The following is a 20,290-nucleotide window of genomic DNA, read 5'->3' on the forward strand; positions in this document are numbered from 1 at the left end:
CGGCAACGCCCACCAGCGACCCCCCGAACCGGCCGGTGAACGACAAGACCCCGACCAACCGAGCCCCACACCCGCCACCGACTAGATTCGTCGAATGCCCGAACCACCGAGAAACCCGCGACCCACCGGCCCGGCACCGCACACACCTCGCCCGCCCCTGCGCCAGACCCTCCGCGCCGTCCCCGCCTCCGCACTGGCCGCGGTCGCGATCGGCGGCGCGATCGGCGCGACGGCCCGGTACGGCCTCACCACGGCGCTCCCATCAGCGCCCGGCTCGTTCAACTACGCCACATTCCTCGCCAACACGACCGGCGGACTGCTCATCGGGGCGCTGATGGTGATCGTGACCGAAGCGGCTCCCGGCACGACCCTGGCCCGACCGTTCCTCGGCGTCGGCGTACTCGGCGGCTTCACCACCTTCTCCACCTACCTCCTCGACATCGGCCACGCCGCGAACGCCGACGCGACCCTGCTCGCCGTGCTCTACGCGTTCACGACCCTCGCGGCGGCACTGCTCACGGCCGCGCTCGGCATGTACGCCACCCGCCGCCTCCTGAAGCGCGGACGACGCGACAGCGAGACGACATGACCCTGTTGCTGGTCGCCGCCGGCGCGGCGGTGGGCGCGCCGGCGCGATTCCTCACCGACCTCGTCCTCGCGCACTACGCGGGCCGACGCCTCCCATGGGGCACGTTGGCGGTCAACACCATCGGTTCGGGCCTGGCCGTGTTCCTCACCGTCACGGTGACCGACCCGCGCTGGAGCGCCCTCCTGATCACCGGCTTCTGCGGCGCACTCACCACGTACTCCACCCTGTCGTACGAGACGCTCCTCCTCGTAGAGGACGGCCGGTGGCACCACGCGGCGGCGAACGTGGCCGCGAACCTCACCGGAGGCGCGGCGGCAGGCCTCCTCGGCTTCGCCGCCGCACACCTGATCGCGAGCTGACCCGTCCGGCGAGCAGGCAGCCGGGCGCGGGGACGATCGGCCGGTTCGTCGTCGCGCCGATGCAGCAGAGGTTCTCGCCCGCTTCGAGGCGACTCAAGCCCAACCGCCACCACGGCCCGCCGAACAAGCACCGACCACGGCGCATCACCGAACCGAGCACCCCAGCACCACAGCCGCCACACCCCCTGCGCCCCGGGCCCGGCCCGCCCCTCCATCAAGCGTTCCCGCAAGCCAGCTCGATCCGAAAACCCCGGGAGCTGCCCCACCCTGGAACCACCCTGACATCGGGAGCCCAATACCGTCCGATTCAAAGGCTGAAGCCCGAATCACTCCCATCCCCCACACCCTGCTCCCGTTCCCAGCGCCCAGTCCCTCGCGTTCCGACACGCGATGGCCCTCATGTGGCAAATGCGCGGTTCCGCCCGTTCCATGCCCCACGATCGAGGTCCTGCCATATCTGCCGGTCGGGGGCGGCCGATCGCTTCGGAGCGCCTCCGACCGGCACGAGTCGAGAGGGACCCTTGATGCCGGGCTTCCGCGCGTTCCCGCGCCTGCGATCCGCACCCACCCCCCACCTACAGCGCTTCTCGCGGCCGTTCCCGCGGCCCGCGTCACGGCCCACCGCGATGCTCGCCGGCGTGCTCGCACTACCGCTGCTCGTCTCCTCCGCTCCCACGGTCCAAGCGAACTCGGACGACGGTCCGCCGCAGGTCTGGCTCGTGGAGTTCGCACCCGGCGCCGACGCCTCGGCACTCGAATCGGCCGGCCGCGAACTCGACTACTCGATCCGCCACGACTTCGAGCGCATCTGGAACGGCGTCTCCGTCGAAGCCGACCCGGCCACGGCACGCCGCCTCGAGCGGCTCGACCTCGTGGACCAGGTCTGGTCCGACGTGGTCTTCACCGGCCCCGGCCGCGTCGCCGACGGACTGCACGCCCCTCTCGAATCCGACCCCGAAGCCGCTGAGCCCGAACTCGCTCAGGCCATCGAGACCACCCGCGCGGACGATGCGCACGCGCGCGGCATCACCGGCGACGGCGTCAAGGTCGGCATCATCGACACCGGCATCGACTACACCCACCCCGACCTCGGCGGCTGCTTCGGCCCCGGCTGCCGCGTCACCGTCGGCGCCGACTTCGTAGGCGACGACTTCGATTCGGACGACCCCGACCACGCCGAGCCCGTCCCCGACGACGACCCCGCCGACTGCGTCGGCCACGGCACCCACGTCGCCGGGATCGTCGGCGCGAACGGCAAAGTCACCGGCGCCGCCCCGGAGGTCACCTTCGGCGCGTACAAGGTCTTCGGCTGCGAGGGCTCCACCAGCGCCGAAGTCGTCATGCGAGCGATGGAGGCGGCGCTCGACGACGGCATGGACGTCGTGAACCTCTCACTCGGCCAGCCGTTCCAATGGCCCGGTTACCCCACCGCGGAAGCCGCCGATCGGCTCACCGCGGAGGGCGTCACCGTCGTCGCGTCGATGGGCAACGACGGCGAGGCCGGCGTCTACTCGGGCGCGGCGCCCGGCGTCGGTGAGGACGTCATAGCCGTGGCCTCCACCGACAACTCCGCGCAGCGCATGAGCGCCGCGTACGTCGCGGCGCTGGACCGGACCATCGGCTACCGCATCCTCGCCGCCACGCCCGAACCCGAGGCGGGCACGGCCACCGACCCGCTGGTGTGGCTCGGCCGCGCCTGCGCCGACGACGTCTCCGAAGGCGACGTCAACGGCAAGGCGGCGCTCGTCGTCCGGGGGACCTGCACGTTCAAGGAGAAGTACGAGCGGGCCGTGGCCGAGGGTGCGACGACGGTGGTGATCTACAACGACCGCTCGGGCCCCTTCGGCGGCGGCGGTGTCGAGGACCTCGGCGTCCCGATGGTCACCGTCACCGACACCGACGGCGAGGACCTCCGCGACCTGGCCGCCATCGGCAAAGCCCCGGTCTTGGAGTTCACCGACCGCACGGTCCTGGTCGACCTGCCCCGGGCCGGGCTCGCCTCCGCGTTCACCGCTTACGGGCCCGCGCCCGACCTGTCGTTCAAACCGGACCTTGCCGCCCCCGGCGGCGGCATCTGGTCCACGGTCCCCGTGGCCGAGGGCTCCTACGCGGCACTCTCGGGCACCTCGATGTCCTCACCGCACGTCGCCGGCGCCGCCGCGCTGCTCATCGAGCAGGAACCGCAGCTGAAACCGCGCGATGTGCGCACCCGGCTCGCCAACTCCGCCAAGCCGGTCCCATGGAGCGAGAACTCGACCTTGGGCGAACTCGAAGCGGCGCACCGCCAGGGCACCGGCGTCATCAACGTGATCGACGCCCTCGACGCCCAGACCTACCTGTACCCCACGGGCGTCAACACCGGCGACGGCACCGGGCCGCGCACCTTCGAACTCACCTTGACATCACGCGACCGTGTCGCGCGGACCTACGAACTCACACACCGCTCCACGATCGCCACCACCGGCGACGAACGAGAACCGGGATTCCATGCCGCCGAACCGAAGGTGACGTTCGAACCGAAGACCCTGGACCTGTACCCGGGCCAGTCGGCGACGGTACGGGTCACAGTCGAGCCGAACGCCGAGCTGCCGACCGGCAGCGTCTTCGGCGGCCGGATCACCGCCCGGCCGGAGGCCGGCGGCGAGTCGCTGACGGCGGCCTATTCCGGCTACCAGGGCGACTATCTCGCCATCCCGGTGCTCGACCATCCGGAGTACCCGCGCCTCGCGGCAGTGGTCGACCAGGACGCCGAGACGGAGGAGTCGGACTACCGGGATGTGGAAGACGGTGAGGCGTTCAGCCTCGCCGAGGGCCCGGACCTCGCCGCACTGATCTACTTGGGACACCAGGTCTCGGCAATGGATGTCAGCATGGAGAACGCCGACACCGGCACGGTGGTCGCATGGGAGCGGGAGCAGTACTTGCCGCGCTCACCTGGACCCGATGACGCGATAGGCCTCCACTTGGAGGATCTGGTCGCCGAGCGGCCGGGCGCGTTGGAACCGGGCCGGTGGTCGTTGACGGTGCGGGTGCTGAAAGCCCTTGGGGACGAATCGAATCCGGATCACTGGGAGCAGTGGGAGTCTCCGGTGTTCAACCTCGTCGAATAGCGGTTTCGAGAAGACGGCGGAATAATGCGGGCGGTCGGGCTGGTGTGCCCGACCGCCCGCGTGTTCCGCGGAAGGCATGGTCCTGCGGGGACCGCGCGCGGGCGGCTTCCCGCGCGCGGTCTCGGTATGGCGACGTTCGCGAATCCCCTTCTGTCGCCGCCATCCCGCAGGGCCAGATGGCTTTTTTGTTTCAACCCTGACACGCTCCGCGATTGACCGGCAACAGCGAGTTTCTTCCTGTGGATAACTTTCTCCGCCGTGGAATCCATGCGGGGTGCAGCCTTGTGGACAGTGGGGGTGGGCGTGCCGGCGGCGATGGTTCGGTGGCGCATCTTCCAACCGTGTCAGGGGTTGCAAGCGAGCGGCAACCTTGAGTTCTCTGCCTGTGGATAACTTGTTGTCGGCCGCGTTTTGGCAGGTGGAGGGTTCGGAGCGTCGTCCGTTACTGCCGGCGCCTGTGGACTTGTTGGGCTCCTGCCTGGTCCCTCGGCATGATCGTGATCTGGTCGATGTTCACGTGCGCGGGCCGCGTTGCGACCCAGGCGATCGCCTCCGCCACATCATCGGCGGTCAGCGGCGTCATGCCCGCGTACACCGCATCGGCCCGCTCCTTGTCGCCCTCGAAGCGCACCAGGCTGAACTCGGTCTCCACCATGCCCGGGTCGATCTCGCACACCCGCACCGGCTGCCCGAGCAGCTCCAGGCGCAGCACCCGCGCCAACGCCGCCTCCGCGTGCTTCGCCGCGTTGTAACCGCCTCCGCCCGGGTACGGCTGCCGTGCCGCGATCGAGCCGATCACCACGACCTGCCCGTCCCCCGATTCGACCAGCTTCGGCAAGAGCGCCTTCGTGATCCGCGCCGTGCCGAGCACGTTCACGTCGTACATCCGCTGCCACAGTTCCAGGTCGGCCTCCGCGATCGGGTCGAGCCCGAGCGCGCCGCCCGCGTTGTTCACCAGCAGGTCGCAGCGCTCGACCTGCTCCACGAACGCCGCGACCGAGGCCTCGTCCGTCACGTCCAGCGCGATCGCCCGCCCGCCGCATTCGGCGGCGACCTCGGCGAGCCGGTCGGCCCGGCGGGCTCCCAGCACGACCTCGAATCCGGCCTTGGCGAGGGCTTTCGCCGCCGCCGCCCCGATGCCGCTGCTCGCTCCCGTGACCACTGCTACAGGTTTGCTGCTCATGGGGCCCGAGCCTACCCATCCGCCGCCGTGCTCGGGCCGCGCTCGTCCCACTCTGCGGCCGCGTCGGGCACGGATGGGCTTGCGCGCCCGTACCATCGGTGACGACGCTGGTTCCGAGGCGGTGCGATCCGTTTCGGCTAAGAGGGAATCTGGTGTGAATCCAGGACTGCCCCGCAGCGGTGAGAGGGAACGAAACCCGCCATGAGCACTGGACCCCGGGTCTGGGAAGCGGCGGGCGGTAGGAGTGCAAGCGCCCTCGAGTCCGAATACCTGCCCGCGTACCGCGCGCGTCCGCGTGCGGTCCCGTTGTCGCAAGTTCGAGGGAACTGACACATGAACACGACCACCGCCGTGCCCGCGAAACGGCTCCAGTCCACCGTGCTGGGATATCCGCGCATCGGACCGAACCGGGAGCTCAAGCGCGCGCTCGAAGCCCACTGGTCCGGCCGTCTCGACGCCGACGGCCTCGAAGCGGCCGCCGCCTCGGTCCGCGCCGGGATGCTCGACGACCTCGCCGTGCTCGACACGGTCCCGACCGGCACGTTCTCCCTGTACGACCACGTGCTCGACACCGTCGTCGCCGTGGACGCGCTCGCGTCCCGGCACCGCCGTGAGACCGCGCTCGCCTCGTATTTCGCCGCCGCCCGGGGCGATGACGCCGCCGTCCCGCTCGAGATGACCAAGTGGTTCGACACGAACTACCACTACCTCGTCCCCGAGATCGGGCCCGGCACGGCCTTCAACGCGAAGCCCGACAAGGCGATCGCCGAGTTCCTCGAAGCCCGCGAGCGCGGCCTCGACGCCCGGCCCGTGCTCCTCGGCCCGGTGTCGTTCCTCCTGCTCGCCAAGCCGGACGCGGACGCCCCCGCCGATTTCCGTCCGCTCGACCGTCTCGGTGATCTCGTCGAGGTCTATGTGGAGATCCTCACCGCTCTCGGGCGCGCGGGGGCCGGGCTCGTCCAGCTCGACGAGCCTGCGCTGTGCGCTGACCGGACGCCGGAGGAGCTGGCGTCGGTGGGCGCTGCTTACCGGCGGCTCGTCGGTGCCGCTGCGCTGGTGGTCGCGGGTGGCTATGGGCCGTTCGGGGAGGCGCTGCCGGTGCTGCTCGACGCGGGGGCGGAGGGCGTGGCCCTCGATCTGGTCCGTGGCCGCAGTGACCTTGAGGTGATTGAGGCTCTTGATGTTTCACGTGAAACATCCTTGTTCGCAGGGGTCGTCGACGGCCGCAACATCTGGCGTGCCGACCTCGCCGAGGCCGCCGCCGACATCGAACGGCTGCAGCGCATCAGCGACCGCGTCGGGGTCGCCTCGTCGTCCTCGCTCCTTCACGTCCCCGTCGATCTCGACGCCGAGACCGATCTTCCGGCGGCGCTGACCGAGCGCCTCGCTTTCGCCCGGCAGAAGCTCCGCGAGATCACCGCCCTCGCGGACCCGGACGGTCCGCGCGAAGCGCGGCCTGCGGCCCCGGGCGCCTGGCGCGACGAGGCCGTGCGGGCGCGGCTCGATGCGCTGGAGCCCGATGCCGACCGGCGGGTGCCTTACGCCGAGCGCCGAGCCGCCCAGGCCGGGCGGGTGCCGCTGCCGTTGCTGCCGACGACCACCATCGGTTCCTTTCCGCAGACCGCTGAGCTCCGCAACGCCCGCGCGGCTCACCGCCGGGGTCTGATGATCGACGCCGATTACGGGGCGCGCATGAGGGCCGAGGTCGCCGCCGTCATCGCCGAGCAGGAGAGGCTCGGCCTCGACGTGCTCGTCCACGGCGAGCCCGAGCGCAACGACATGGTCCAGTACTTCGCCGAGCAGCTCACCGGCTTCGCGACCACCGCCGCGGGCTGGGTGCAGTCCTACGGATCCCGCTGCGTCCGTCCCCCGGTGCTGTTCGGCGACGTGGCGCGGACCGGTCCGATGACCGTCGAGTGGACCTCGTATGCGCAGTCGCTCACCGAGAAGCCCGTCAAGGGGATGCTCACGGGGCCGGTCACCATCCTGGCGTGGTCGTTCGTCCGCGACGACCAGCCGCTGGCCGACACCGCCGATCAGGTGGCCTTGGCGTTGCGGGAGGAGGTGGCCGATCTGGAGGCCGCCGGGACCGCGATCATCCAGGTCGACGAGCCCGCGCTGCGTGAGCTCCTGCCCGTGCGCGGTGCCGCCCGTGGGGCCTATCGCGACTGGGCCACGCGTGCCTTCCGCCTGGTCACGGCGGGGGTGGGACCGGCGACCGCGATTCACACGCACCTGTGCTATTCGGAGTTCGGGGAGGTCATCGACGCGATCGCCGCGCTCGACGCCGACGTCACCTCCATTGAGGCCTCCCGTTCGAAGATGGAGGTTCTGGCCGATCTCGACCGCGCCCGCTACCGCAGCGCGGTCGGCCCCGGCGTGTGGGACATCCACTCCCCGCGCGTCCCCGCCGTCGGCGACATGGCCGAGGCCCTGCGGCTGGCCGTCGCCGCTCTCGGCCCCGAGCGGGTCTGGGTCAACCCGGACTGCGGCTTGAAGACCCGCCGCTATGAGGAGGTCCGGCCGTCGCTCGCCAATCTCGTCGCGGCGGCCGGTCTGGTTCGTGAGCAGCTCGTTTAGGCCGAGACGGGTCCGGTCGGCGTATGGCCCGGTGGGGCGGCGGCCGGCTCGGTCCGCGGGCCGCTCGGTGTGACGGGCGGTCCCGGGTCGCGGCGCCTCGCCTATGGCAGGTGCTGCGGCCCGGGGCGTCCGCGGGGGCCGTGTTCCGGGCTTCCGGGCGTTTCGCGCGCGGGCACGTACCCTTGCATATGTGGCGATCGACAACTACCGCGTCCTGACCGAACCTGAGTTCGGCACCATGTCCGGTCTGGCCAAGGCCAGTGCCGACTGGCGGCGGCTCGCGCACAACGTGGAGGTGCTGGCGGCGGTCGCGGGGGTGCCGATGATGGCGATGGTCAAGGCCGACGCGTACGGGCACGGCATGGTCCCGGCCGCGCGGGTCGCGGTCGAGGCCGGCGCGGCGGGCCTCGGCGTCGTGACGCTGAGGGAGGCGTGGCAGCTCAAGCGCCGGCCGGATCTGGCGGAGACGACGGTGATGGCGTTCTTCTTCGCGCCCGATCAGCCGGGCCTGGCCGAGGTGGTCGGCGCCGGGGTCGAGCTCGGGGTCTCTTCGCATGCGCAGCTCGAGTCGGTCGCCGCGGCGGCCGATCGGGCGGGGCGTCCGGCGCGGGTGCATCTCAAGGGGGACACGGGGATGTCGCGCGGCGGGGTGGCGGAGCACGAGTGGGCGCAGGTCGCGGAGGCGGCGGCGAAGCATCAGGCGGCCGGTTCGGTGGTCGTGGCGGGGGCGTGGAGCCATATGGCCTGCGCGGACGAGGTCGGGCATCCGTCGAACGCCGAGCAGAAGGCCGCGTTCGAGCGGTTCCTGGGCGTGGTGGCGGCGGCGGGTCTGGAGCCGGAGGTGCGGCATCTGGCGAATTCGGCGGCGTTGATCGCGGATCCGGAGGCCCGCTATGACCTGGTGCGGCCGGGGATCGCCTTGTACGGGTACAACCCGGTGCCGGGGTTCCCGGTGGATCTCCGGCCGGTGCTGGAGGTGCGGTCGGTGGTGATGTCGGTGAAGCGGCTGCCCGCCGGGACGGGGGTCTCGTACGGGCACACGGTGCGGTTGGAGCGGGAGGCGAACGTCGCGCTCGTGCCGTTGGGGTACGCCGACGGGGTGCCGCGGGCGGCGTCGGGCCGGGCGGAGGTGTACTTGGCGGGGAAGCGTCGTCGCGTGCTGGGGCGGATCTGCATGGACCAGTTCGTGGTCGACTGCGGGGACGACGCCGTGAAGGCCGGTGAGCCGGTGGTGCTCATCGGCGCCGGCGAGCAGCACCCGGACGCCGACGACTGGTCGGCGTGGGCCGGGACGATCCCCAATGATGTCCTCACGGGCATCGGTTCGCGCGTTCCCCGGTTGTGGAACCGGGGCGTGGGTCCGGTCGAGGGCGGCTGACGACGGAGCAGTGCCCCTGCATGGTGTCGCGAGACACGCCGTTCAACCACACTGTGAGGCCGCATGAGTGAGCAGCAGTCCCGCCGCAGGCGCGGTTTGGCGATCGCCGGGGGTGTCACCGGTGGCATGGCCGTCGGGATGGCGTTGGCGATCGGGGTGCCGCGGTATCTGGCGCGGCGGACCCGGTTGGCGTCGAACGACCCGTACGCGCATGAGCCGTTCGAGTTGCCGCCGACGAGTTCGGTGCGGACGGTGGACACGCGTGACGGGGTGGCGGTGCATGTGGAGACCGTGGGGCCGGACGACGCGGATCTGACGGTGGTGTTCGCGCACGGGTACATGCAGGACATGGCGACGTTCTATTTCCTGCGGAAGGCGATCGCGGAGGCGGGGCATCGGGGGGCGTCGCTGCGGGCGGTGCTGTACGACCAGCCGGGGCACGGGCGTTCGGGTCCGCTGCCGCGCACGGAGTACGGGATCGACGATCTGGCGGAGGTGCTGCACGACGTGCTGGAGGCGGTGGCGCCGCAGGGGCCGCTGGTGCTGGTGGGTCATTCGATGGGCGGGATGACGCTGCAGGTGTACGCGCGGGTGCATCCGGAGGCGTTTCGCGAGCGGGTGCAGGGCGTGGTGTTCCTGTCGAGCAGTGCGGCGGGGCTGGACACGGTGGAGACGAGGCCGATGCGGGCGTTGCGGCGGTTGCGTCGGACGGTGCTGCCGATGCTGCAGCAGGTGGCGGGGTGGACGCCGGATCTGATCGACCGTTCGAGGCTGCTGGCGGGGGACCTGGCGTGGCTGTTGACGCGGCGTGCGGCGTTCGGGCATGTGGATCCGCCGGCGTCGCTGGTCAGCCTGGTGGAGCGGATGAACCGGCGGGCGTCGATTCAGAGCATCGTGGGGTATGCGCGCGCTATTCTCGACCACGATGAGACGGCGACGTTGCCGCTGTTCGAGGGGCTTCCGGCGCTGGTGGTGGTCGGGGACGTGGACTTGTTGACGCCGCCGGAGCATTCGCGGCGGCTGGCGGCGGCGCTCGGGGGCTCGCGGTTCGAGCTCATAGCCGAGGCGGCTCATTCACCGCAGCTGGAGTACCCTGGTGAGATCTCACAACTGCTGTTGGAGATGATCGACAAAGTCGTGGCGGAGATCGGCAAGGGCCCTGCCGCGCCCGCCGCTTCGGCACCGCCGCAGCGGGACCCGGCGCGGCAGTCCCGGTGGTCGCCGTTCTCGCGCCACCACGGGCATCGCCTCGAACCGTGACCCGGTTCGGCGGCACAGGGAATCGACGGCTCCGCGGGCATCGCCGAGGGCGAGGACGCGGGCCCTACGCACTTGGAGGAGTGAACGTGAGGCTGACTCTCCGGACGGCCGCAGACACGTACGAGTTCGGGCAGCGCCTCGCCGCGGTCCTGCGCGCGGGCGACCTCGTGATCCTCACCGGCCCGCTGGGGGCCGGGAAGACCGCGCTCACGCAGGGCGTCGGCGCCGGGCTCGGCGTCGAGGGGCGGATCACCAGCCCCACGTTCGTCATCGCCCGTTCGCACCGGGCGGGCCCGGCCGGGGTGCCGCTGGTCCACGTCGACGCGTACCGGCTGGAGAGCCTGGACGAACTCGACGACCTCGACCTGGACACCGACGTCGACGCGGCCGTGACCGTGGTCGAGTGGGGCGCGGGCCTGGCCGAGCGGCTCGCGGAGTCGCACCTGGAGATCGCGATCGAGCGGCGGGCCGACGAGAGCCGCGAGGCCGTCCTGCACGCGCGCGGCGGCGACTGGGCCGAGCGCCTCGCCGCGCTCGGCGAGCCGTCGGCGGGCAGCTCGCGACCGGTCGGCGCCGCCGTATGAGGGTGCTGGCGCTCGACACCTCCACCAGTGCCGTCCAGGCCGCGCTGGTCGACCTCGACGACGACGAGCTGTTCCTGACCGCGTTCCGCCGCGAGGTGAACGCGCGCGGCCACGTCGAACGGCTCGCCCCGTTCATCGAAGGCTGCCTCGCCGACGCCGGCCGCACCCGCGCCGACGTCGACGCGGTCGTCTCCGGTGTCGGCCCCGGGCCGTTCACGGGCCTGCGGGTCGGGATGGTCACCGCCGCGGCGTTCGCCGACGGCGCCGGCATCCCCGTCTACGGCGTCTGCTCGCTCGACGGCATCGGCGGCAACACGCGCGGCCGGGCCCTCGCGGCCACGGACGCGCGCCGCAAGGAGATCTACTGGGCCGTCTACGACGACGGTCGGCGCGAAGGCGAACCGCAGGTGTGCCGGCCCTCGGAGCTGCCCGAGACGCGCGCGGACTACGCGATCGGCGAGGGCGCCAGCAAGTACGCCGGCGAGCTGCCGATGGACGCCGAGACCGAACCGGTCTACCCGGACCTGGTGAAGCTCGTCGAACTCGCCGCGCCCCGGCTGCTCGCGGGCGCGCCGAGCGAGCGGCTCACCCCGCTGTACCTGCGCCGCCCCGACGCCCAGCCCGCCGCTGCGCCCCCTGCTGCGAGCGCGTAGCGCCGCCGGGCGTGGTACAGCTTGATGCGATGAACGACTTGCGGATCGGCCGGCTGCGCTGGTGGCACCTGCCTGAAGTGGCGAAGATGGAGACCGTGATCTTCGGGCCCGAAGCCTGGAGCGAGGGCCTGCTGTGGACTGAGCTGTCGGCCGGGAACGACTACCGCGCGGTCTTCGACGGCGAGCGGATCCTCGGGTACGCGGGGACGGCGGTGAGCGGCGACGAGGTGTGGCTCAACAACCTCGCCGTCGACGCGTCGGCCCGCCGCCGCGGGATCGGGCGCATGCTCATGGACGATCTGATCGAGCGCGCCCGGGCGGGCGGGGCCAAGGCGATCTACCTGGAGGTCGCGGTCGACAACGTCCCGGCCCAGCGGTTGTACGACGCGTACGGCTTCGTGGGGCTCGGGGTGCGCAAGAACTACTACCAGCACACCGGCACGGACGCCGCGGTGATGAGGATGGATTTGTGAAGAACGACAGCGCTGGCGACAACGCCCCCGTGGTGATGGGCATCGAGACCTCGTGCGACGAGACCGGGGTCGGGATCGTGCGGGGGCACGAGCTGCTGGCCGACGCGGTGGCGTCGTCTGTGGACGAGCACGCCCGGTTCGGCGGCGTGGTGCCCGAGGTCGCGAGCCGCGCGCACCTGGAGGCCATGGTGCCGACGGTGCAGCGGGCCCTGGACGACGCCGGGCTCACTTTGGGGGACCTCGACGGGATCGCCGTCACCGCCGGGCCCGGCCTGGCGGGGGCGCTCATGGTCGGCGTCGGCGCGGCGAAGGCCTATTCGATCGCCACGGGCGTCCCGCTGTACGGCGTGAACCATTTGAGCGCGCACATCGCGGTGGACACGTTGGAGAACGGGCCGATCCCCGAGCCCGCGATCGGCCTGCTCGTCTCGGGCGGCCACTCCTCGATCATGATGGTCGAGGACCTCGCGGGGAAGGTCACGCAGTTGGGCGCGAGCATCGACGACGCCGCGGGGGAGGCGTTCGACAAGGTCGCGCGGCTGCTGGGCCTGCCGTTCCCCGGCGGCCCGTACATCGACCGGGCCGCGAAGGAGGGGGACCGGGCGTTCGTGCAGTTCCCGCGCGGGCTGACGGCCGCGAAGGACATGGAGCGGCACCGCTACGACTTCTCGTTCTCGGGGTTGAAGACCGCCGTGGCCCGCTGGATCGAGGCCCGGCGGGCCGAGGGGGAGGACGTCCCGGTGAACGACGTGGCCGCCGCGTTCCAGGAGGCGGTGTGCGACGTGTTGACGCGCAAGGCGATCCTGGCCGCGAAGGAGCACGGGGTCGAGACGGTCCTCCTCGGCGGCGGCGTGGCGGCCAACTCGCGGCTGCGCGCCCTGGCGACCGAGCGGGCCGAGGCGGCGGGCCTCACGCTGCGCTATCCGCGGCCGAAGCTGTGCACCGACAACGGGGCGATGGTCGCCGCGCTGGGCTCGCACCTCGTCGCGGCGGGCGTGGCCCCGTCGCGGATCGACTTCCCCGCGAACTCCTCGATGGACGTGGAGGTCGTCAGCCTCGCCAACCGGCTGTAGGCCTTCAGCGCGCCGGGACGGCTTCGGCCGCCGCCCGTGCTCCGCGGGCGGCGCGGCGGACTCCGGCGAGGTAGAGGACCGACGCGACGACGCCGAGGATCCACGGCGAGGGCAGCAGGATCACCGTGTTGGCCGCCGTCCAGGCGAGGATCGTCCAGCCGAGGAACGCGGGGGGCGCGATGCCGCGCCGGTGCATCCAGAGGACGGCGAAGCCGAGTGCCAGCAGCGGCAGGCCGAAGCCGCCGACGGTGAGCCAGTACGCGGCCATGCCCGGGCTCATCTCGGTGATGCCCTCATCCGGTCGCCACAGGACGCCGCCGAACCACGCGGCGGCGTGGCTCGGGGCGACCAGTGCGAGGCTGAGGACCGTGTGCCCGATGCCGAGGAAGACGAAGATCCGTCCGGCCCATGCGATCATGATGACTCCGCTCAAATTATGGAACCGTTAGTTCCGATACTGTTGGTTCTGTATCGTAGGCCCATGCCGGAACCGAAGCAAGCCGTGGGCCGCCCCCGCGACCGTCACGTGGATCACGCCATCGCCGCCGCCACCCGCGAACTGCTGGCCGAACGCGGGTACGCCAAGCTCACCGTCGACGCCGTCGCCTCCCGGGCCGGGGTCGGCAAGGCCGCGATCTACCGGCGGTTCGCCACCAAGCAGGAGATGATCTTCGCGGCCGCCGTCCACGACATGGACGAGCCGCCGCCGCCGGACTCCGGGTCCCTGCGCGGCGACCTGGCCGCACTGTGCCGAACCATCGCCGGGCAGCTCTCGAGCGCGGCGCCGGACGTGGTGCACGGGCTCCTCGCCGACCTCCACGGCGACACCGGCCTCGGCGCCCGGTTCAACGCCACGTTCATCGAACGCGAGCGGTTCGTGATCGACACGGTCCTGGACCGCGCGGTCGCCCGCGGCGAGCTGGCCGCCAGACCCGACGCCGCGACGGTCCACGCGCTCCTGCTCGGACCGATCTTCTTCTGGATCCTCATCCTCTCCGGCGACCACGACGCCCTCCCCGACCTGGGCCGGACCGTCGCCGCCATGGTCGCCGAGACGCTCAGCTCGGCTTCGTGAGCGCGGCAGCGCCAGGGACGCCGGCGAACACGCGCCTGCCCGGCAGGGCGAGGAGCAGCGCCGCCGCCACGAGCGCCGCGGCCGCCCACACCGGTCCGCGCTCGGCCGCGCCCGTGCCCAGCGCGAGGCCGGCGACGACCGGCCCCGCGGCGGCGCCGCAGTTCAACGCGGCCGCGGCATAGGCGCCGGCCATCGTCGGCGCGCCCGCGGCCTCGTAGAGCACCCGCGCGATGAGCGTGCTGCCCACCGCGAACGCCAACGCCCCCTGGACGAACGCGAGCGCGAGCAGCGCGGCCGGGACCGCGGCCCACAGGCCGAGGGCGCACCAGCCGAGCAGCAGGAGCGGCCCGGCCGCGGCGATCACGGTCCCCGGGCGGCGGTCCGAGAACCGCCCGGCCGCCGTGACCCCGGCGAACGAGCCGAGACCGAAGAGCACCAGGACCACCGCGATCCACGGCGAGCCGAGCTCGGCGGTCTCGGTGACGACCGGGCCGATGAAGGTGAAGGCCCCGAACGTCGCCGCGTTCACCAACGCGCCCAGCCCCATCACCACGATCAGCCGCGGTCGGCGCAGCTCCCGCAGTTCGGGGCGCAAGCCCGGCCCGGCGCCGCCCTGCGGAAGCGAGGCGGGCAGGCCCCGGAGCACGCCGAGCGCTCCCGGCAGGCACAGGAGCGCCACCGCCCAGAACGCGGCGCGCCACCCGAGGAACGCGCCGAGCACGGCGCCGCCGGGGACGCCCGCGATCATGGCGATCGTCGTGCCGCCCAGCAGGACCGCCAGGGCGCGGCCCTTCCGGTCGGGGGCGACGAGCGCGGCGGCGGCGGTGAGGGCGACCGCGAGGAACCCGGCGTTCGCGAACGCCGCCGCGACCCGCGTCGCCAGCAGGACGGCGAAGCTGTCGGTGACGGCGCCGAGGACGTGCGCGGCGAGGAACAGGCCGAGGAAGGCGAGCAGGCTCGAACGCGGCGGCCAGCGCCGCGCCAGGGCGGCGACGAGCGGCGCGCCGACGACCATGCCGACCGCGAAGGCCGAGGTGAGCAGGCCCGCCGTGCCCACCGGCACGTCGAGGTCGGCGGCGAGGTCCGGCAGCAGGCCGGCGAGCATGAACTCCGAAGTGCCCATGGCGAAGACCGCCAGGGCGAGAAGGTGGACGGGAAGCGGCATCAGGTGGCTCCGTGGTGTCGAACGATCGGATGGAACGTCTCGTCACCTCGGTCAGCGCCGGGGGACCGCCGAGCGGCGGACGCGAACTCGCAGCGGGCCCGCGCAGGGGGCCGCACGCCGGCCCTGAGAGGGCCGGCGTGCGTTCAGCGCGCGGCGCGGTTCAGCGGTGCACGGGGGCTGACGGGCGACCGTGAGCCCTTGGCGCGTCCGATTCCGGGTTCACCATGCCGAGCACCCTACGCAGGCGCGCTCGCCCGGGGCAAACGAATTCACTCGCTTGTCGGACCCGCGGTCTATCGTGGCGGGCATGACTGAAGACGAATGCTGGTGGGAGCCGCCGATGGCGGGGACCGACGAGGAGCACCTGGTCGCCGCGCTCGACCGGCTGCGCGTGACCTTCCGGTGGAAGGCCGACGGGCTCGACTCGGCCGGTCTGAACACCCGGATCGGCGCCTCGGCCCTGACCCTCGGCGGGCTCCTCAAGCACCTCGCGCGCGTCGAGGACATCACGTTCGCGTGGAAGATCCGCGGCGAGTCCCCGGGCGAGCCCTGGGTCTCCGCGCCGCTCGACGATTCGGACGCGTGGGAGTTCACCTCATGCGCCGAGGACTCGCCCGAGTACCTGTACGGGCTGTGGGACGACGCGGTGACGCGCTCGCGCGCGAGCCTCGGTGCGATCCTCCGGGACGGCGGCCTCGACCGGCCCGCGCACTGGCAGTGGCCCGGGGGCGGGCGCTTCAGCGTCCGGCGGATCGTCTACGACCTCGTCGAGGAGTACGGCCGCCACGCCGGCCACGCCGACCTCCTCCGCGAAACCGTCGACGGCCGCGTCGGTGAGGACCCGCCCGCGGGCTGGCGTCCCGTCAGCGGCTCGGGCGCCTGGACCTGGACGGCGTCCTGAACCCGGCGGTGCCCGGCCGTCGGCGGGCGCATATCCGGTTGCCACTCGCCGCCGATCCGGGAATGCTGGTCGCATGACCGGCGACCACATCTGGCCGAAAGGCACCTTCGGCCTCGCCTTCCCCCAGTTCCTCGAGCGCCACGGCCTCGAAGCCCGCGGGGACGTGGAACCGCTGCTCGGCGGCGAGGACAACCGCATCGGCCGCATCGCCACCGACCGAGGCGACGTGGTGATCCGCGAGTACCTCAACTCCGGTCTCGACAAGGTCCGGGCCGAACTCGACCTCGTCGGGCACCTGGCCCGCGACGGGTTCCCGACCCCGGGCCCCGTCCCCTCCCTCATCGGCGAGCCCGTCGCGGTGGTGGGCGGGAACCCGATCGCCGTGTTCCCGTTCGTCCCCGGCGACGTCCCGGCCGCGATGACCCCGGACCTCGCCCGGCAATGCGGGACGCTGCTGGCGCGCATGCACGCCGGCACCGAGGACTGGACCGACGAGCGCATCCCCGTCATCGACCGCCGCGGGATCCTCGAACAGGCCGCCGACAGCGACGTCGACCTCGCCGGGGCCGACCGGTGGCGGACCGAGACGCGAGCGTTCCTCGACCGCCACGCCGAGGACCTGGCGCTGCTGGACGGGCTGCCGTCCGGACCGATCCACCACGACCTGCACCGGCAGAACCTCCTCGTCGAAGACGGCGACGTGACCGCGGTGCTCGACTTCGACGAGCTCAACCGCGGCCCGCTCCTCATCGACCTCGCCCGGTGCCTCCACTACCTGGCCCTCGAACAGCCGGACCGGCGACTGCCCGCCGCGCTCGCCCAGGCCGTCATCGCCGGGTACGAGCACGTCAGGCCGCTCCGGATCACCGAACTGGAACTCCTCCCGCTCGCCTTCGACCTCGCCGGCATCGTCGACGCGGCCGGATGCATCATGTGGGCCGCACCGCGACTGGGCCTCACCGGCGTCGACGACTGCCACAGCTGGCAGGCCTACCTCGCCAACCGCGAGGCACGGTAGCGGCCATCGGCGTTCCTCAAGGGGCCTCGGGGCCGTTCCGGGCCGTCATGCCGAGGGAGGCGACCGCGGCGATCCCTACGGTTCGCGCATGCGCCCGAGAACGCCACCGGTCCGGGCCTTCAGGAACACGAGTCCTTCCGGCCCACCGCGCCGTCAGCCCAATCGAGCGACTACTCGTCGTGAAGCTCGATGTCAATGGAGTCATCGGCGCCCACGACCAGTCGCGACTCGCGGTCGTACATCGTCAATCGGGTCGGGGCTGGGAGGCCCATGACGATCCCTTAGGTGGTTTCAGGCATGCCGTCGCCGATTCGGACGACCACTCCGAGCCGGGAGTGGATTTCGCCGTAGGCATCGGAAGCGAGAGGAACTCTCTCCAGACTCGAGAGTGCTGCTTTCAGGGTACGAATGAGTCGCTGGAGCCGCTCATCGAGTCCGGCGATTCGCACAGGGTCCCGGCCTTCGATGATGTCCCGATATCTCACCTCGGCTTCATCGGCGTCCGACACCCCGGCCTCCCGCCAAAACGCCAGATCAATCATCGATGTCGACGCCGAGGTCGTTGTCCACGCCCAACACATAACCGGCCTGCGGGTGGCACATCGTCGATCCGTGTCGGCAGCCGGTCGCGTACAGCTCGGACACGGTGCTGTTCGGGAGACCGCCTCCCGACCGAACGACCAGTCCCTCTCGCGAGCAGTGGTTGGCGGTGAGGTCGCTTCCGGGCGGCGCTTCGAATCGGACACCCCGAATCGGGTGTCCGGGAACCGCTCGTGCACATCGAAGGCGAAGGACCGAATATTCTCGTCGAGGGCGTTGAACGAGACCGGGTTCGCCTCGTGCCGCACGCGATGACAGCGAGCCTCGGCCGCATCCAGTTCAGAGAGGCCGACCTCGCTCCAGAACATCAAGTTGCGCATGATCCCCCTCTCTCCTCGACGGCCTCATCCGCTACGAGTCTGTCCGCCGCCGACTTCCGGGCGGTCCGTGCGCCCCGCTCGGGCGAAGCGGCCTCACGACACCGCTTTCGGCCACCAGCCCGGCAATGCCGTCGAGAACGGCCTCACTGTCCACATCGATGATCACTCGGTGAACGCCGCTTTCGGCGGAGCACCGGTCCCTGGGGGCGGAGCGCGCCTCCGGCCGGTCGACGCCCGTGGGTCAGCCGGCGCTGCTCAGTTGGGCGATCACGGCGTTCCACCAGGATTCTGGATCGGCGAACGCCGACGGGTCGACGTCCTCCAGCCGCCTTTTGAGTTCGGCCGCACGCTGCGCGCGCCCTTCGGAGCCGGTGTCGGCATCGACGAACAGGGAGAAATGGTAGAGGAAGTCGGTGAAGGCCGCCAAGCTCGAGTTGACCGGCTCCAACGACGGCGACTCGATGTCGAGCATCATGACCTGCCCGCTGTCGGCGTTGAAGACGAACCACATGTCGCCGTCGGCCGGGACCGTGCCGATGAGCATGAGCCGGTATGGCTTGCCCTCAGCGATCCGCACGTCGACCTGGTCGTAGAGCTGGACCTCACCGTCAAGGTAAGCGGTGAAGACCTCCGACAGATCCAGCGGGAGGAAGTCGATGGACGGGTAGGCGGCGGCCGGAGCGGGAAGCACCTCCAACCACAACTCCCGCGGAAAAGGCACGGTATTGTCGTGCCCCCAAGTCGTCAGATATGCTGCGGCATTCGGCATTGCCTTCCCCTTCGCATAGCATCGGCAACTATATCAGCTCGTTCGATTCAAGAAACTCAACCCAATGCCGGGCGTCTCTGGACTGATTGCGGCTGCCGGGGTCATAGCACAATTCGCCATGCCGCCGTCCGATCCCGAATTCGCTCACGAATTCGAACAGGTCTCGGCTGAACGTCCGCAGCCGCCGGGCGGGAGCCGGTTCCAGACCGGCCACTTCGCCGCTGTCCGCGTGCAGCAGCAATGTCGCCTTGCCGTGGTACTGCGCAACGGCCAACCATCCATCGCTTTCGACGGGATCGATCCCGCAGGCCTCGAACGCTTCGGCCAGTCGGTCCGTGCGCTCATAGACGAGCTCATCCGGAAGGAATTGAAGCACTCCGTACGCGGATGACGAATGCATCCGGTAGAGGCGCCACAAGTCCTGCGTCATAGGCGGCTTGACCGTCATGCTCGCGCCCTGGTAGTGCCCGATGCCCATGCGGTCGAGATTCCACTTCTCGAGCCGGGCCGGCTTCTTGAAGGCCCTATCGGCGGCGGTCGAGAGCCGGGACAGTCTTCGTGCGAACTCGCGCTCGGTATCGCCGGGCTCCGCGTCCACCCATGCTCGAGGCGGTTCGGAGCCGGGCCGCGAGAACCGCCGGTCCCACTGCGACTGCAGGTGCCGCAACTCGCGCTGTTCGAAGCATCCGGCGGACTCGAGCAGACCGAGCCACCCGTCCTCATCGCCCGTGTGCACCGCCATGTGCGACGGGTCCATGGTGATCGTCGGATACTCGGGGCCCAACGCGAAGCGGTCGAAGAACTCGAAGAGGCCGGGCGCGAGCCGCCGCAGCCGCCGACTGCCCGCCTTGATCTCGTCAGCGCTGGTCACCGCCACGGCACCGGACTCGGAGTGCAGATAGACCGTGGCGTTCTCGCATCGGGCCACGGGAGCCCAGCGGTTCGGCTCCGGTTCGTCGAACTCCCACTCCTCGAAGTCGTCCGCCACCTCGGCCCGGCCGGCCTCGATCCGCTCAGCGGTCCAGAACACCAGCGACCCGCAGCGGGGCGCGTGCGTGACCTCGTAGAGTGCCGCTATCGGACTGAGGGTGCTCGAGACGCCGCGCCCCGGAGGCAGCGACCACAGGGCCTCGCGCGCAGCCGGAATCGCGTCCCTGACTCGTTCGACCTTGCTTGCGATCTGGCCCCGGTCCATGGAAG

19 protein-coding genes and 1 riboswitch are annotated in these 20,290 nt (G+C 71.3%); of the genes, 13 read left to right on the forward strand and 6 right to left on the reverse strand.

Translation table 11 applies throughout. The features are described from left to right. Positions 1-94 precede the first annotated feature (94 nt). The 3 genes from K3N28_RS13885 to K3N28_RS13895 all read left to right on the forward strand — a co-directional run bounded on the left by K3N28_RS13885 (position 95) and on the right by K3N28_RS13895 (position 4,058). The gene (locus K3N28_RS13885) at positions 95-589 is read left to right on the forward strand and encodes a CrcB family protein (protein ID WP_228093130.1); all 495 of its coding nucleotides are present in this window, start codon (positions 95-97) and stop codon (positions 587-589) included. Continuing rightward, a complete protein-coding gene (locus K3N28_RS13890) occupies positions 586-948 on the forward strand; it encodes a CrcB family protein (protein WP_228093131.1) in 363 nt (120 codons plus the stop codon). Before K3N28_RS13885 ends, K3N28_RS13890 begins: the two co-directional genes overlap by 4 nt. Before the next feature lie 638 nt (positions 949-1,586). Further along, positions 1,587-4,058 (forward strand): S8 family serine peptidase, encoded by a 2,472-nt coding sequence (locus K3N28_RS13895; protein WP_304608722.1) that lies wholly within the window; start codon positions 1,587-1,589, stop codon positions 4,056-4,058. Positions 4,059-4,500: 442 nt separating this feature from the next. Here K3N28_RS13895 and K3N28_RS13900 read toward each other — a convergent pair whose 3' ends face one another. Next, the gene (locus K3N28_RS13900) at positions 4,501-5,241 is read right to left on the reverse strand and encodes an SDR family NAD(P)-dependent oxidoreductase (RefSeq protein ID WP_228093132.1); all 741 of its coding nucleotides are present in this window, start codon (positions 5,239-5,241) and stop codon (positions 4,501-4,503) included. Positions 5,242-5,332: 91 nt separating this feature from the next. Then, positions 5,333-5,534: riboswitch (cobalamin riboswitch) on the forward strand. A 40-nt stretch (positions 5,535-5,574) separates the two neighbouring features. Between K3N28_RS13900 and metE the strand changes: the two genes are divergently transcribed. The 7 genes from metE (at position 5,575) to tsaD (ending at position 13,242) form a co-directional block, all read left to right on the forward strand. Further along, a complete protein-coding gene (gene metE / locus K3N28_RS13905) occupies positions 5,575-7,821 on the forward strand; it encodes a 5-methyltetrahydropteroyltriglutamate--homocysteine S-methyltransferase (protein WP_228093133.1) in 2,247 nt (748 codons plus the stop codon). 238 nt (positions 7,822-8,059) lie between these two features. Further along, the gene (alr, locus tag K3N28_RS13910) at positions 8,060-9,199 is read left to right on the forward strand and encodes an alanine racemase (RefSeq protein ID WP_374209780.1); all 1,140 of its coding nucleotides are present in this window, start codon (positions 8,060-8,062) and stop codon (positions 9,197-9,199) included. A gap of 63 nt (positions 9,200-9,262) precedes the next feature. Further along, entirely contained in the window at positions 9,263-10,459 is a 1,197-nt protein-coding gene (locus tag K3N28_RS13915) for an alpha/beta fold hydrolase (protein ID WP_228093135.1), read from the forward strand. 80 nt (positions 10,460-10,539) lie between these two features. Continuing rightward, complete coding sequence (gene tsaE / locus K3N28_RS13920) at positions 10,540-11,043, forward strand: tRNA (adenosine(37)-N6)-threonylcarbamoyltransferase complex ATPase subunit type 1 TsaE (RefSeq protein WP_374209768.1); 504 nt, start codon at positions 10,540-10,542, stop codon at positions 11,041-11,043. Continuing rightward, positions 11,040-11,696 (forward strand): tRNA (adenosine(37)-N6)-threonylcarbamoyltransferase complex dimerization subunit type 1 TsaB, encoded by a 657-nt coding sequence (gene tsaB, locus K3N28_RS13925; protein WP_228093139.1) that lies wholly within the window; start codon positions 11,040-11,042, stop codon positions 11,694-11,696. Before tsaE ends, tsaB begins: the two co-directional genes overlap by 4 nt. A gap of 29 nt (positions 11,697-11,725) precedes the next feature. Continuing rightward, positions 11,726-12,169, forward strand: a complete 444-nt coding sequence (gene rimI / locus K3N28_RS13930; protein WP_228093140.1) for a ribosomal protein S18-alanine N-acetyltransferase — start codon at positions 11,726-11,728, stop codon at positions 12,167-12,169. 35 nt (positions 12,170-12,204) lie between these two features. Next, positions 12,205-13,242 (forward strand): tRNA (adenosine(37)-N6)-threonylcarbamoyltransferase complex transferase subunit TsaD, encoded by a 1,038-nt coding sequence (gene tsaD / locus K3N28_RS13935; RefSeq protein ID WP_374209781.1) that lies wholly within the window; start codon positions 12,205-12,207, stop codon positions 13,240-13,242. A 4-nt stretch (positions 13,243-13,246) separates the two neighbouring features. On the opposite strand, the gene K3N28_RS13940 is transcribed toward tsaD, so the two are convergent. After that, positions 13,247-13,660, reverse strand: a complete 414-nt coding sequence (locus tag K3N28_RS13940) for a DUF6463 family protein (protein ID WP_228093143.1) — start codon at positions 13,658-13,660, stop codon at positions 13,247-13,249. Positions 13,661-13,723: 63 nt separating this feature from the next. Between K3N28_RS13940 and K3N28_RS13945 the strand changes: the two genes are divergently transcribed. Continuing rightward, complete coding sequence (locus K3N28_RS13945; protein WP_228093144.1) at positions 13,724-14,317, forward strand: TetR/AcrR family transcriptional regulator; 594 nt, start codon at positions 13,724-13,726, stop codon at positions 14,315-14,317. Here K3N28_RS13945 and K3N28_RS13950 read toward each other — a convergent pair. After that, positions 14,301-15,482 carry a Cmx/CmrA family chloramphenicol efflux MFS transporter gene (locus K3N28_RS13950; protein ID WP_228093146.1) on the reverse strand — a complete coding sequence of 394 codons (1,182 nt, stop codon included), beginning with the start codon at positions 15,480-15,482 and terminating at the stop codon, positions 14,301-14,303. The genes K3N28_RS13945 and K3N28_RS13950 overlap by 17 nt on opposite strands. A 307-nt stretch (positions 15,483-15,789) precedes the next feature. On the opposite strand from K3N28_RS13950, the gene K3N28_RS13955 reads away from it, so the two are divergent. Further along, positions 15,790-16,383, forward strand: a complete 594-nt coding sequence (locus tag K3N28_RS13955; RefSeq protein WP_228093148.1) for a DUF664 domain-containing protein — start codon at positions 15,790-15,792, stop codon at positions 16,381-16,383. A 73-nt stretch (positions 16,384-16,456) separates the two neighbouring features. Then, entirely contained in the window at positions 16,457-17,401 is a 945-nt protein-coding gene (locus K3N28_RS13960; RefSeq protein ID WP_228093151.1) for a phosphotransferase enzyme family protein, read from the forward strand. A 281-nt stretch (positions 17,402-17,682) separates the two neighbouring features. Here the strand turns inward: K3N28_RS13960 and K3N28_RS13965 are convergent, their stop codons facing one another. From K3N28_RS13965 to K3N28_RS13975, 3 genes are all read right to left on the reverse strand, one after another. Next, complete coding sequence (locus K3N28_RS13965) at positions 17,683-18,321, reverse strand: hypothetical protein (RefSeq protein ID WP_228093152.1); 639 nt, start codon at positions 18,319-18,321, stop codon at positions 17,683-17,685. A 241-nt stretch (positions 18,322-18,562) separates the two neighbouring features. Further along, on the reverse strand, positions 18,563-19,090 hold the full coding sequence (locus K3N28_RS13970; RefSeq protein WP_228093153.1) for an SUKH-4 family immunity protein: 528 nt from the start codon (positions 19,088-19,090) through the stop codon (positions 18,563-18,565). 28 nt (positions 19,091-19,118) lie between these two features. Next, entirely contained in the window at positions 19,119-20,285 is a 1,167-nt protein-coding gene (locus K3N28_RS13975; protein WP_228093154.1) for a hypothetical protein, read from the reverse strand. Positions 20,286-20,290 lie beyond the last annotated feature (5 nt).

It is taken from the genome of Glycomyces sp. TRM65418 (assembly GCF_019710475.1).
Classification (GTDB): Bacteria; Actinomycetota; Actinomycetes; order Mycobacteriales; family Micromonosporaceae; genus Glycomyces.

Coding starts and splice junctions, on each gene's coding strand:
- K3N28_RS13885 (WP_228093130.1), top strand. CDS start 95: ATGCCCGAACCACCGAGAAACCCGCGACCCACCGGCCCGGCACCGCAC.
- K3N28_RS13890 (WP_228093131.1), top strand. CDS start 586: ATGACCCTGTTGCTGGTCGCCGCCGGCGCGGCGGTGGGCGCGCCGGCG.
- K3N28_RS13900 (WP_228093132.1), bottom strand. CDS start 5,241: ATGAGCAGCAAACCTGTAGCAGTGGTCACGGGAGCGAGCAGCGGCATC.
- metE (WP_228093133.1), top strand. CDS start 5,575: ATGAACACGACCACCGCCGTGCCCGCGAAACGGCTCCAGTCCACCGTG.
- alr (WP_374209780.1), top strand. CDS start 8,060: ATGTCCGGTCTGGCCAAGGCCAGTGCCGACTGGCGGCGGCTCGCGCAC.
- K3N28_RS13915 (WP_228093135.1), top strand. CDS start 9,263: ATGAGTGAGCAGCAGTCCCGCCGCAGGCGCGGTTTGGCGATCGCCGGG.
- tsaB (WP_228093139.1), top strand. CDS start 11,040: ATGAGGGTGCTGGCGCTCGACACCTCCACCAGTGCCGTCCAGGCCGCG.
- rimI (WP_228093140.1), top strand. CDS start 11,726: ATGAACGACTTGCGGATCGGCCGGCTGCGCTGGTGGCACCTGCCTGAA.
- tsaD (WP_374209781.1), top strand. CDS start 12,205: ATGGGCATCGAGACCTCGTGCGACGAGACCGGGGTCGGGATCGTGCGG.
- K3N28_RS13940 (WP_228093143.1), bottom strand. CDS start 13,660: ATGATCGCATGGGCCGGACGGATCTTCGTCTTCCTCGGCATCGGGCAC.
- K3N28_RS13945 (WP_228093144.1), top strand. CDS start 13,724: ATGCCGGAACCGAAGCAAGCCGTGGGCCGCCCCCGCGACCGTCACGTG.
- K3N28_RS13950 (WP_228093146.1), bottom strand. CDS start 15,482: ATGCCGCTTCCCGTCCACCTTCTCGCCCTGGCGGTCTTCGCCATGGGC.
- K3N28_RS13955 (WP_228093148.1), top strand. CDS start 15,790: ATGACTGAAGACGAATGCTGGTGGGAGCCGCCGATGGCGGGGACCGAC.
- K3N28_RS13960 (WP_228093151.1), top strand. CDS start 16,457: ATGACCGGCGACCACATCTGGCCGAAAGGCACCTTCGGCCTCGCCTTC.
- K3N28_RS13965 (WP_228093152.1), bottom strand. CDS start 18,321: ATGCGCAACTTGATGTTCTGGAGCGAGGTCGGCCTCTCTGAACTGGAT.
- K3N28_RS13970 (WP_228093153.1), bottom strand. CDS start 19,090: ATGCCGAATGCCGCAGCATATCTGACGACTTGGGGGCACGACAATACC.
- K3N28_RS13975 (WP_228093154.1), bottom strand. CDS start 20,285: ATGGACCGGGGCCAGATCGCAAGCAAGGTCGAACGAGTCAGGGACGCG.